At 43.8% G+C, this 12,420-nt stretch carries 11 protein-coding genes and 1 CRISPR repeat array; of the genes, 4 read left to right on the top strand and 7 right to left on the bottom strand.

Annotation, left to right across the window (positions count from 1 at the left end):
* The first annotated feature begins 42 nt into the window (after window positions 1-42).
* The 4 genes from cas3 (at window position 43) to cas5 (ending at window position 5,915) form a co-directional block, all read left to right on the top strand.
* Entirely contained in the window at window positions 43-2,394 is a 2,352-nt protein-coding gene (gene cas3, locus RIC07_RS20665; RefSeq protein WP_446396164.1) for a CRISPR-associated helicase Cas3', read from the top strand.
* Between the two features lie 228 nt (window positions 2,395-2,622).
* Window positions 2,623-4,158 carry a type I-MYXAN CRISPR-associated Cas8a1/Cmx1 gene (gene cas8a1, locus RIC07_RS20660; RefSeq protein ID WP_446396163.1) on the top strand — a complete coding sequence of 512 codons (1,536 nt, stop codon included), beginning with the start codon at window positions 2,623-2,625 and terminating at the stop codon, window positions 4,156-4,158.
* Window positions 4,159-4,365: 207 nt separating this feature from the next.
* The gene (gene cas7i / locus RIC07_RS20655; protein WP_446396162.1) at window positions 4,366-5,283 is read left to right on the top strand and encodes a type I-B CRISPR-associated protein Cas7/Cst2/DevR; all 918 of its coding nucleotides are present in this window, start codon (window positions 4,366-4,368) and stop codon (window positions 5,281-5,283) included.
* Entirely contained in the window at window positions 5,283-5,915 is a 633-nt protein-coding gene (gene cas5, locus RIC07_RS20650) for a type I-MYXAN CRISPR-associated protein Cas5/Cmx5/DevS (protein ID WP_446396161.1), read from the top strand. The genes cas7i and cas5 overlap by 1 nt, the downstream gene beginning before the upstream one ends.
* 83 nt (window positions 5,916-5,998) lie before the next feature.
* Here cas5 and RIC07_RS20645 read toward each other — a convergent pair whose 3' ends face one another.
* The 7 genes from RIC07_RS20645 to RIC07_RS20615 form a co-directional block, all read right to left on the bottom strand.
* Complete coding sequence (locus tag RIC07_RS20645; protein WP_446396160.1) at window positions 5,999-6,136, bottom strand: hypothetical protein; 138 nt, start codon at window positions 6,134-6,136, stop codon at window positions 5,999-6,001.
* 44 nt (window positions 6,137-6,180) lie between these two features.
* A CRISPR array of direct repeats spans window positions 6,181-6,651; the repeat unit is 37 nt; unit sequence GTGCTATTACCTTTGATGCCGTAAGGCGTTGAGCACT.
* Between the two features lie 382 nt (window positions 6,652-7,033).
* On the bottom strand, window positions 7,034-7,600 hold the full coding sequence (locus RIC07_RS20640; protein ID WP_446396159.1) for a hypothetical protein: 567 nt from the start codon (window positions 7,598-7,600) through the stop codon (window positions 7,034-7,036).
* 62 nt (window positions 7,601-7,662) lie between these two features.
* The gene (locus RIC07_RS20635; protein WP_446396158.1) at window positions 7,663-8,355 is read right to left on the bottom strand and encodes a hypothetical protein; all 693 of its coding nucleotides are present in this window, start codon (window positions 8,353-8,355) and stop codon (window positions 7,663-7,665) included.
* A 237-nt stretch (window positions 8,356-8,592) separates the two neighbouring features.
* Window positions 8,593-9,171: a PIN domain-containing protein gene (locus RIC07_RS20630; protein ID WP_446396157.1), complete on the bottom strand. Its 579-nt coding sequence runs from the start codon at window positions 9,169-9,171 to the stop codon at window positions 8,593-8,595.
* The gene (locus RIC07_RS20625) at window positions 9,149-9,661 is read right to left on the bottom strand and encodes a hypothetical protein (RefSeq protein ID WP_446396156.1); all 513 of its coding nucleotides are present in this window, start codon (window positions 9,659-9,661) and stop codon (window positions 9,149-9,151) included. The genes RIC07_RS20630 and RIC07_RS20625 overlap by 23 nt, the downstream gene beginning before the upstream one ends.
* A 26-nt stretch (window positions 9,662-9,687) precedes the next feature.
* A complete protein-coding gene (locus RIC07_RS20620; protein WP_446396155.1) occupies window positions 9,688-10,284 on the bottom strand; it encodes a DUF4352 domain-containing protein in 597 nt (198 codons plus the stop codon).
* A gap of 278 nt (window positions 10,285-10,562) precedes the next feature.
* Window positions 10,563-12,410: an ABC transporter ATP-binding protein gene (locus RIC07_RS20615; RefSeq protein WP_446396154.1), complete on the bottom strand. Its 1,848-nt coding sequence runs from the start codon at window positions 12,408-12,410 to the stop codon at window positions 10,563-10,565.
* Between the last annotated feature and the right edge of the window lie 10 nt (window positions 12,411-12,420).

Below are 12,420 nucleotides of genomic sequence, written 5' to 3'. Positions count from 1 at the left end.
TCGTCTTGAGAGGCTGAATTCGCCGCGACAATTAGGTTGATTATGTCTAAATTTAAACGACTTCTGGCTAAATCTATATCGGATTCCGATTCAAATCGGAGTCAAAAAGCGGCGACTTTTATGGGTCATATTGCCTTAGTCAAACACGGGGCTGAGGTATTGCTGAAGCGTTTAGATAGGCGGATTTTTCAACAACTGGGATTGGATGAGAGTGATTTGGAATTATTTGCCAATACGGTGAGATTGGGGGCGTACCTGCATGATTGGGGCAAGGCAAATCAGCATTTTCAAGAGATGGTTTATCTGCATACTGCCCAAAAATCCCAAGATCCGAAAAAACGGGAAATGCGTAAAACACTGCGTCAATTATGGCAGAAACATCATGGTAAACAAATGATTCGCCATGAAATTTTAAGCGGTATCCTCGCCTTGCGTGTTCCTGAATTTCGCCATTGGTTAGAACAATGTCCAAATGCTGATCTGGTGATTGCTGTTTGGGCGGCAATGGGGCATCATTTGAAGATGACGTCTGACCTTGATTTAACAGTCCGTAGTGGAACCGGAAGTGGTTTATTCATTTATACCGACCACAATGATTTTAAACAACTGTTAAAAATGGGTCGGCAATTGGGACTCCCGGCTAATTTGCCTACCGTTCCTGGAAAAGTGTGGACGAAGGAAGAACTAGAACAAGAGTTGAAAGGATTATATCATGAATTTGACCAAGTTGAACAGCAGATTATCGCTGAAAACGATACCAGGCGACTGAGATTTATTGCGGCGGTGAAAGCTACTGTAATCGCGGCGGATTTAGCGGGTTCGGCTTTGCCTGTTGTGGAGGAGAATATTAAGGATTGGATTGAGAATGTTTTATCAATTACCTTATCTGAAGACGACTTGGATCAAGTTCTGGATCAACGACTGCAAGGGAAAAAATTACGCCCGTTTCAACAGAAAATTGCCGCCACTCCCCATCGGATTACCTTAGTTAAAGCTGGGTGTGGTACGGGGAAAACCGTTGGGGCGTATGCCTGGGCAAAAAAATGGGCAGGCGATCGCAAGTTGTTCTTTGGCTATCCGACGACGGGAACCGCGACGCAGGGGTTTATTGATTACGCCCATGAGACAAAGATTGAAGCCGATTTAATGCATTCTCGCGCTGATTTAGACCGAGAGATCTTGTTTTCTGGGGATGAGGATGAAGGGATTGAGGATCGCCTAGCCGCCCTCACCGCTTGGAGACAAAAGTTGATTGTTTGCACCGTAGATACGGTTTTGGGGCTAATCCAAAATAATCGGCGATCGCTCTATTCCTGGAGTGCGATCGCTCAAGCGGCTTTTGTGTTTGATGAAGTTCATGCTTATGATAATCGTTTATTCGGGGCTTTATTGCGATTTATAGACACCTTTCGCGGTGCACCTATTCTGTTGATGAGTGCCAGTTTTACACCAGAACAGATTCAGGCGATTCAAGGGGTAGTTGGGGAATTAGGAGAAGCGACTCAGATTATTGAAGGACCAAAAAATTTGGAAGTTTTGCCACGATATCAGATTGAGTCTATCCCATCAGCGAATAACGCTTGGGATAGGGTTGGGGAAACCTTAACTCGTCCACACCAGAATAAAGTTTTGTGGGTGACAAATTCGGTTAACACTTGTCGGGAACTGTATTTAGAGGCAAAAAAACAGATTTCCGATTCAATCCCTGTACTAATTTATCACAGTCGCTATCGCTATTTTGACCGAGTGGAGAAACATAAAGCCGTAATCGACGCCTTTGAACGTGAGGGGGCGGTGTTAGCGATTACCACTCAAGTTTGTGAAATGTCTTTGGATTTGAGTGCGGATTTATTAGTCACGCCAATCGCGCCAGCATCGGCGTTAATTCAGCGATTAGGGCGATTAAATCGTCGGGTGATTACCACAGCGAACCATCGGGTAAAATTGGCGTCGGGGAAAATTGCCCCAGCCTTAGTTTATCCTTGGGAGGATTCACGTCCTTACTGCCAAGATGAACTAAAAACGGGACAGCAGTTGGTTAATCAATTAGCCGGAAAAGGGATTTCCCAGCAGGATTTAGCCGAGATTGTCGCTCAAATGTCTACTCCAGAACAACAGCCAAGTCAATCGGAATGGTTAGAGGGATGTTGGTGTACCCGTCCTAATTTTTTACGGGAACCGGGCTATACGATTACGGTTTTGTTAGAGGAAAATTTAGCTAATATTAAAAATGCCGCTAATCAACGTCATGATCAATCCTTTAAAAAAGAACGTCAACGGTGGACTATTCCAATTCGGATTATCCCTGGGTTTAAGGAGTGGCGACGGAATGGATTTTATCCTGTTGCACCTCCCGATAAGGTGGAATACAGTTCAGAAACAGGGGCAAAATGATTTGTCTGGGTATTTGTATAAGCAATGTTAGGGGCATTCGTAGGGGCGAAGATATCAACCACCAATTAACAAAATATCAAGCCGAATTATTTTGGGTTTTAATCGTCAATTGAATTAGGGCGGGTTTCGTTGTTCAGTTATCAGTCACCCCTTAATTAAGTCCCTAAACCCGCCCCTACAATCCTGATTAATTAAAGCAAATTTCAGTAACACTAGGTCGATTATTTTATGTCAACCCAATTAACCTTAAATTTAAATAATCCTCACTTCACCTTACTCCATCGCGCCGGATTAGCGGGATTATGGATGAGTTTAAAGCAACTCGACGCCGAAACAAATGTTCGCGATCGCCCGGGTCATCTTACCTGGCAATTGACACCGGATCAGGTGACTTTACAGTGGAAGGGAGAGGATTTTCAGGTACTAGACTGGCTATTAAACGAATCCTTTCAATTAGACGATGGACGGATATGTTTGAGGGGATTAGACTCAAAGACAATGGCAATTCAATCTCAGTTAATCCTGCATCAAGGTATCCTGGGAACATTTTTACAGCATAATAAAACCCACACCTCCACAGGAGTTGTCTCTAAATCCTTTATCCTGGAAGAGGGGAAACCGGAATTAGTGGCGCGATATAAACATCTGTCTGGATACATCTATCAACAAGCAAAAATCCTTTGTGATCCGAAGGGAAAATTCCTCACCAAACCGATTAAAGTACCGGGATGGTTAAATCCGGGGACAGTAGTACGACATATTGCTTTTAGTTCCAGTACCAGCTTTGAAGAATCACCAGACGCTGTATTCGTTTTATTATTTGCCGCCGTAGCCTGTTGTTACTATTCAATTCGGTCTAAATTACGGGATAAACGGGCAGAATATGCCTTAGTTATCCCCGAAATTACCGACTTAGCCGCTTATGCGAATTGGCGGCGTCATCGGAAATGGCGCGAGGAGGGATATAAGGACTTTTTTGCCTCTGGATTAGGGGATGCGGGGTTAAAGTTTTTGACCTATATTACTAAAGATATTTTGGCAGAACGTCCCTTTAAACGCTGTCAGGTGATTACATTAGGAACAGTCCCTTGGGCAAGTCAACAAAAAACGCGCACTGATTTATATTTAGTGGAGGCAAATGAGCGAATTGAGCGGAATTATCAGGTTTGCGATAATTATTTGAGTACCCGTGATGTGGCGGGGAAAGAGGGGTTGTTTATTTCCTGTAGTTTCGCGCGGGAGTTAATTGCAGAAAATTTAGCCAGGGGAAAGCATTGGTATGCAGGTTTGGCAGATAATGCTACGAGTAATGAGTTATTTCAAAAATTGACCTATGAACGCGGAGGACTAAATCAGATGGTTCAAGAAGTGGAATGGGACCGAGATAGTGAGAAGCTATTTGTCAAGGCTTGTCATGAAGCGATCGCCTATAACCATGGACAACTTTATAAACGAGCGAAAGATAAGAAGGAAGTGCCGAATTATGAACGGGAGGATACCAAGTTTCGCACCGGATTAGCACGGTGTAAAACGGCTGTGGCGTTTCGGGAGTTTATTACCGATTACTTGTCTAGGGCGAGATTTATGCCCACCCTGGAGGAAAATTGGGAAGAGTTTATGGATTTGATTATGGGGGCAAAGGATTGGAAAAAAGGACGGGATTTAGCGTTATTAGCATTAGCCAGTTATAAGCGCAGTAGTCAGAGTCAAAAGGTAGCAACGGAGAAATCAGAAAATGAGGGTGAAATTGATTTTGGATATTAAATTTTGTCGGCGCGTGTAGGGGCGAAGCATTCGTGCCACAATTTTTATCCGAATCCGAATAATTTTGGGTTTTAATCATCAATTGGATCAGGGCGGGTTTCGTTGTTCAGTTATCAGTCACCCCCTTAATTAAGTCCCTAAACCCGCCCCTACAGCCCAGATGTGAACCCCAAAGTAATCAATTATCAACTGTTTGGAGAACAAATCATGACGTTTCATTTATTCGGGAATATTTTAACTAGCTACGGCACCGCCGCCAATAACCGTGGCGAAAATGAAGGCAATATTACCACCCTACAAAAACTCCTCTGGAAAGGAGACGTTCACACCACCGTATCCGCTGAAGCCATCCGCTGGGCGCTACGATACTATTGGCAAACTGCTGGGGGTGACTATGCGGTGAATCGCTGTTGGGATGATGACAAAAATGATAATGTTTTACAGGGAAATTTTGATGAAACCACCTATATTGATGATGATGTCCTGGGTTACATGAAAGCAGAAGGGGCGAAACAAGAATTTAGTGACGAAGAGAAAAAAGGGAAAGGGAAGAAAGCCAAAGGAACCAATCTGGCAAGGCGGGGAGTCTTAGAAGTCACTCGCGCTGTTTCCACGATTCCTTATGCGGGGGATATTACGTTTAATTCCGCCAGTGGACAAAAAGGGAGAACCTCTCTCTATGGAACAGAAGTTCACGCCACTCGCTATCAGTATGGCTTCGCGTTAACCCCCAATCGGTTGAAAGAGATATCCCGGATTATTCCGGTGTTAGACGGGTTAGTTTCCTTAGGAGAAGTCGCCGGAAACCACGCCCGTTTTCTCTATGACTTTTCTCCAGAAAGTTTAGTCTTGCGGTGGACACAGGATTTCTCGCCTCGGATTCTCTATTGTTTCCAGGAAGATGAAGCGGGGGAGATATCTTTGCCCAGTTTAATCGATCGCGTCGAAGTGGGAGACATTGAAGCCCAGGAACTTTGGGTAGCGGGTGCAATTGCCAAAACCCCAGAGGGCGATCGCTTAGAAGAATTAGGTGCTAATGTGCTAGCAGGGACAAAAGTAGCAATTTCTACGCTTAAACAACGGATTGCTGATGATTTACAGTTACCGCAACTGGAGGTAGTGTGATGATTACCGCGATCAAAGTTGAGGTTCCCATCGCCTGTTTCCGTGTCTCCCGCGCCAGGGAATACGCCCAAACCTACCCGGTTCCGCCTCCAGCAACGGTTTATGGTATGCTTTTATCGATGGTGGGAGAAATGGATCGATATCGGCATTGTGGGATTAAGTTAGCGATCGCGCTATTGAATGAACCAGAAAAATCCACCATCCTCCGCACCTTTCGCCGATTCAAAAAGAAGCAGGTTTTTGACCCCACGAATGCGCGTCCTGATTATCAAGAGTTACTCAGTGATATTCAGTTTATCGTCTGGGTAGCGTCAGGTACAGACAAAGCCCAACCAACATTATGCCAACGATTAACAGAGGCGATCGCGAATCCAGAAACGGTGGATCGATTTGGCGGGTTAAGTTTGGGGGAAAGTCGGGATTTAGTCAATGCGATTAATTTGTTACCGGAAGACTATCCGGGTGAATCCCTACGCTGGTTAGTGCAGCAGGAGGATGGACTGTTAACATTACCCTATTGGGTGGATCACGTTGGTTCAAAAGGAACCCGTTGGCAACGATTTCAGTTACTTCCTCCTAGTGAATGGTGTCAACCGCCGGACAATGCGTGGATAGAGATTCAGGTAGAGTAATTTGCAAGCATCTGTGTCTGTTGAGGGTTTTAAGGCTTGGGAATGGGGCGCAAATCTATACAGGGCTTGGGTTTGCGGCTCTTTTAAGGGAGAGGGAGATGCTTGCCAAATGCCGGGATTCCTTTCAGGGCAAGGGTTACAGCATTTTGAATTTTGGCAAAAATAGCCAAATTTGAGTCAATTTTGGCGTGAGGAGAGTTGGGTTGGGGAGATGCTTGCAAAACCGATTGGCAGCCATTATGATTTAAGGGTTCGTGCGATCGCGGTGCTATTACCTTTGATGCCGTAAGGCGTTGAGCACTCCAAAGCATTGAATCCAATTAGTAATGGAATTGGATGTGCTATTACCTTTGATGCCGTAAGGCGTTGAGCACTAAGCATTCCAATCTTTAAGCTGGTGAGGTAAATCGTGCTATTACCTTTGATGCCGTAAGGCGTTGAGCACTTCAGAATCAACTGTTGTTGCAATCCTGTATAGAATTTAGTGCTATTACCTTTGATGCCGTAAGGCGTTGAGCACTATCCCGCGAAGCCACGAATCATCCTACTAAACAAGTGCTATTACCTTAGATGCCGTAAGGCGTTGAGAACTATGGAGTTCAAAATCATCCGAGTGTTCCTCGATCAGTGCTATTACCTTTGATGCCGTAAGGCGTTGAGCACTGATGGCAGACTGGCTGACCCGCAAAAAATCGGGATGTGCTATTACCTTTGATGCCGTTAGGCGTTGAAAAAAACTGAAAACATCACGGACTTAACTTAAAAACGTCCCTAAAATAAATGCTTCCAGATGACAGATGAGGGCGAGTCGATCAAATTAATCGGCTTCCCCATTTAAGCTAATTCAGCGACTCGCCCCTACATCCTACATCCTACACCCTACAAGCCCTAATTACTTTTCTGATATAGCACTACGGGGATACGTTAGGACATTTCCCTGTTGCCTGTTATAGCAATCGCCATAGCGGTTAGGACGCATCATTAGTTCGTTTGTCCTAATCGATGTGTCTACTGCTATACCTGTTGCCTTTTTACCCAATTGTTTGGATTACTCTTCCAGAACCCTCCGCCTACGTTCCCAGGAATCAACCGACAAACTTGACATACATTTATTCACCTCAATTCCCCATAATCCTCCATTCTCTTTCTTTAAGTTCCGCTAATTTCTCCAACAAACTTTCAGCTAAATCAAATAACTTAAACTCATCTTCCTCATCCCCAGAATCGCGAGTCATCTCTCCAACCGTAACCCCACCTGCCAAAATCATGGTCGCTTCATGCAGCCTATCTGATTCATCAGCAATACTCAAACAGCCTTCCAACTGGGCAATAATTTGAGCTAATCCCTCCGTTTCCCTTTGCTGCTGCACTCGCATCGCTAACGGATGATCACTTTCTCGCGCCCAAACTGCGGCGGGATAATCACTTGCCAAAAAAGCACCGATAAATTCGACAATTGAGGTATCAATAAACGTTTCTTCCGATGCCAAAGTAACAGAATTCTCTCCCGTTGTTTCATCATCATCCCATCTGTCTAACCAATCTCCCTCAATATCCTCAATATACAAATTCACAAAATCAAGTCCATGAGTCAGCCAATCCTGCTGCATTTTCCGGGATTTTTCCAGCGCTTCCGAAAACGCGCCTAAGTCATCATGACTGTAATTTTGTTGTTTGGTGACCATAAGTTAGAGAAGAAATTCCGTTTGTGCTAAAAAATTTCGGTCGTCATGACTAATCTGCCCAGTTAGGGAAATTGGAGATAACGTCCCAGGGGAAGAAAGTCACTGTTATGAAGTGTTATGGTTACTAACTGCTCCAAAAAATCGGGCTTTCCCGGGTTATAACTTAGGAAAAGTCCTCTATCAATTACCCACATTTGCAGCGTATTTTGCCAATTTTCATATTTTTTTTGAGAATGGTCATTACTCACAGTCGTCACCTGAAGGCAGAGGGGCTTTCTTTGACGATAACTAACAATCAGATCCGTTGCCATAGAAAAATCGGCGATATAGCATCGCCAAACTGTACCCCCTCGACTCTCAATTGTCTGAACTATAGATTTAAGAATATCATCGTCTGTTGGACTGAACTCACTTGACATCAATTTTTGTTTCCAAATGTAAAACTTTGGATCACTGCTATTTAGCCATTGGGGAAAAAGATAACCATACCAATATTGTTCCGTGGGCGTCATTTTCTCAAAAGCAGACTCCTGCAATTCTGGAGAGGATAAGCCTTTAAGCTTAAGCCAAACGTCAGCATCTCGAATCACCTCTAACAAAAACGCCATGACAAATTTTTTGGCAGTAAGCGAACCTGGCTTGATGTCTTTCACCCAGCGGTTGATCTCGTCTAACCGTTTGGCTAAACAGGGTTCTATTGATGATGCCTTTTTCATTAGGGATTTGAGTTGAGCCTTGATTTCTAGGGAATGCACATGATTGCTCTATTTGTCGGTAACGGGCTAATGGTTGAATTTATTATATCTCACTTCGTCCCAAGTCTCTACTTGATTCGCCATTGATTAAATTAACATAAAGAAGCGCTGAGTTGTGCAAAAATTGTACTTATCAGGATGGGTTGATTCAGTTAATCAACTTTGTAATTGATTTAAAGGGTGTGATGCAAGCGTTGATGGCGCTAAAGCGCAACTACAAACGATCATTTCTGTTGCTTATTCAGATGGCTGGGACTGTAGCCAATTGAGCAAGACTTGAGTGCTACTAAAATAATTTGTAATCCCCACATTTCCCAATGCGGCTTGAACTTCGGGTGTACCAAAGTCCCGTTCATTACTACTCAAAAATGCTTGAGTTTCCGTCGGGTATAACCGAGCCTGATGTAGAATACAATGAAGAATCAGGTTATCGGTATAATCTTGATCAATTAAAGAAATAGTTAAACTATCTTGGATCATGGACGGCGTTAAAGCAATGAGTTCGGCTTTTCCAGATATCTGGTTAATCGCTTGATACAGACGCATTTTTACCTCTGATAGTAACGCCCTGTTTTCTTGACGGGATTGATCTAAGTATGAGAGTAATCGTTGAGCATGGGATGAGGTTTGATCTCGCCGTACTTGACTAATTTGTAAGTTTAACTCATTTTCAAAGCGTCTGCGATACTTTAGCTCATTTTCTAAGGCTGATAATGCTTCCATCACGCAAATACTTGGCAGGGCGAATTGTACCGATGGTAAGGTACTCTCTAACAGAGTATTGGCTTGCGGATCACGCCCAGTACAAATACTCATCAAAAAATTGGTCTCCAAGTAAAGTATCACCCGCAATCTCCACGTCACTTTTGGTGCTTCCATCTTCTAGCTGCTGCAACAAACCAATAGCAGCTAACTCGTTAGTTGCTGGCGGTATGACGGATTTCCAGTGATAAGCTAAGTCTCGCAGCCAAGACTCAATTAACGCTTCTAGATAATCTCCATCAATGGTTTGATTGTCGCAGCTTGGATCATAGTATTTTACTATATTTGTTGTTTTTAGGGAACAGATCGCCTCTGACCAATTGACGCCATCCCATTGAACAATTTGAATCGTTTCCGGGTCAACTAGCATGGCGAATGGAACAACGGTTTGTGTGGCTTTTAGGTAGGAGGTAAATTGAGAGAGGGTAAGCTTAACCACACGACTACCTCTGACATCAGCAACTAGAATAACTCGTCCCTGTTTGTCTAAGGCAATTACATCAGCAGAGATTTGATGGCGGAATATCGGATTGGCGGTTTCCATAGGGTTGATGGGTGATTAGTGATTGGTTATAGTTTAACAACAATGGGTTGACAATCTAACCCCTTGGCGGCTGTTGTTTTTTCTTCACACTCAATCGGATTCGGCTGAAATAACAGTTTCAAATTGGTTGTATCTTCGGGAACTTCAAACACAAGCTGTCCCTGTCGTTGATCGCCGGGACTAATTTCACCTGTTGGCGTCTCAATATCCTCCAATGCACTGGCTAAAAGCGCCACTTCATAAGTATTATTGTTGCCATCGATAACGTCAAAGGAAACCACGGAAAAGGTTTGCGGTTGTTGTCCTTGATTAACAATTGTTGTATCGACTACCACCCATTGATTTCCTTTATTGGGTTGAATCACGCCTTTTCCGGGATGCACCCTGGTGCTGTTAACAGTAAATTGGAGATTGAGATTATTTTGGCTGATGGAAATGACTTCACCTACCGAATAGGTTGGTGCTGAAATGGGCTTGGTTGCAGGAGATTCAGTCGTTTCCCCAGACGTGCGATCGCGACTTTCAATCGTCTCAGGATTTTGTTCATCAGGAGAACATCCTAGGGCGAAAGTGAGGAGGGTAATCGACGCGATCGCACCGATTCTTTTTAGGGTTTTATACATACTTAGTCATCCTTGTCAATATGAGCAAGAAAACGAAACGGAATCAATTTACCAAAACTTGGGCAAATCAAACGAATCTAGGCAAACAATTTGGTTTATCAGCGATAGCCATGGGCAAGAAACTGGTAGAAGGCAGGAGGTAAAAGTTATATCTTATTGTAGGGGCGGGTTTAGCCGTTTAATTGATGGGTATACCGATAACTTATCAACAAAACCCGCCCTCTTGTCGTTTCGATTTGAGACAAATGACAAATGACAAATGACAAATGACGAATACCTTAACTTCCCAACATCTGCAACTTATACAAAGCCGCATACAAACCATTCTGTTGCAACAGTTGTTCATGAGAACCGGATTCCACCAACTCACCCCGCTTAAGCACCAAAATTCGGTCTACATTGCGAATGGTTGAGAGACGGTGGGCGATAATAATCGCCGTGCGTTTTTCCAATAAATGATCAAGGGCTTGTTGAATTAACGCTTCGGTTCCCACATCTAAACTCGCCGTCGCTTCATCTAACACCAAAATTTGCGGATCACGAATCGCCGCCCGCGCAAATGCTAATAACTGCTTTTGACCCCCAGAAAGGTTCGTTCCCCTCTCCCGGAGTTGGGTATCATAGCCTTGAGGAAGTTCTTCGATAAATTGTGCCACATTTGTGGCTTCCGCCGCCGCTTTCACTTCTTCAATCGAGTAGTCTTCGCCCAAGGTAATATTACTTTTAACATCCCCAGCAAACAAAAACCCCTCTTGCAAAATAACCGCCATCTGACGCCGTAATTCAGCTTGGGGCAAATCTCGAATATCAACCCCATCCACTAAAATGCGTCCCTTTGTCGCTTCATAGAGGCGACACAGCAAGCGAATAATCGAACTCTTTCCCGCACCTGTGGGACCAACTAACGCCACTTTTTCTCCGGGGCGAATGGTAAAGTTTAAATCTTTGAGAACATAGTCATCATCTTTATAAGCAAACCAGACATGTTCAAAGCGGATTTCACCTCGATGCGCCGCTATTTCTCTCTTACCATTTGTCCTCTGCTGTTCTGAAATTAACGCCGCATGAGATAACTCTGGATCACGAATTTCAATCGGCTCATGCATAATATCACTCACCCGTTCAAGTGCGGTAAATCCAGCTTGAAACATGGTAAACTTGTCAGCAAACTGACGCAGAGGATTAAATAAACGTTGGGCGTAAAGAATAAAAGCAGATAAGACACCAAAACTGAGATTATCTCGCAGAATTAACCAGCCTCCTAACCATAATACCGCCGCGATCGCAACCAAAGAAATCCACTCTAATGTGGCAGATACAGCAGAATCGTGAAAAATGGTTTTATCAACTTCCGCGACATAGCGCTGGTTCACCGCCCGAAACATCTCAGCATTTACTTGTTCCCGGCGAAATAGTTGAACAATATTAATCCCAGCGATATTTTCTTGCAGCATTGAGTTGAGTGTGGACAGTTCTTCTCTGGCTATATAATTCGCTTTCCGATATTGTTGCTGGAAGTAGACAATCAACCCGGTAACGGGAAATAGCATTAATATCAGAATTAGCGCCAGTTGCCATTGTAGGGAAAACATGAAAATGGCAATAACCAGCATTGAGAAGATATCATTAAGAATGCCAATGGCACCACTAGAAAAGACCAATCCTAATGCTTCCACATCACTGGTGATCCGGGTAATCAGTTTTCCCACCGGGGTGCGGTCAAAAAATCGCACCGCCAGGGAGGTAATATGGTCAAACAAATCATTGCGAATCCCGGCGGTAATGTGCTGACCTAATTTTTCTTCCAAGAATTTCTGGAAAACGCTACAGACTAATCGGATAATAATACTCAGTAATAACAGAGTCGCCAGGATATTGATGCCTTCTGATAAAGAACGATTATCCAGAAACCACCACGTTTCTTCTTGACGAATCAAGGAAACAGCTTGCCCAATAATTAAGGGTTGAATCGCACCCAGAATGGATACGGGAACGAGTAAAATAATCGCTGTGATCAGCAAGCGTTTTTTAGTCAGCGCGTAAGGAACTAATCTCCGGAAAAGTCGCCAATCGGTTTCCCCGCGTCGGTTAACGCCTCTAGATGTTGGTGATGATGCCTTAGTCATAGTAAACCCT

The sequence above is a fragment of the Coleofasciculus sp. E1-EBD-02 genome, from assembly GCF_040218245.1.
Taxonomy (GTDB): domain Bacteria; phylum Cyanobacteriota; class Cyanobacteriia; order Cyanobacteriales; family Coleofasciculaceae; genus Coleofasciculus.
This window is presented reverse-complemented; position numbering and strand designations above follow the sequence as displayed.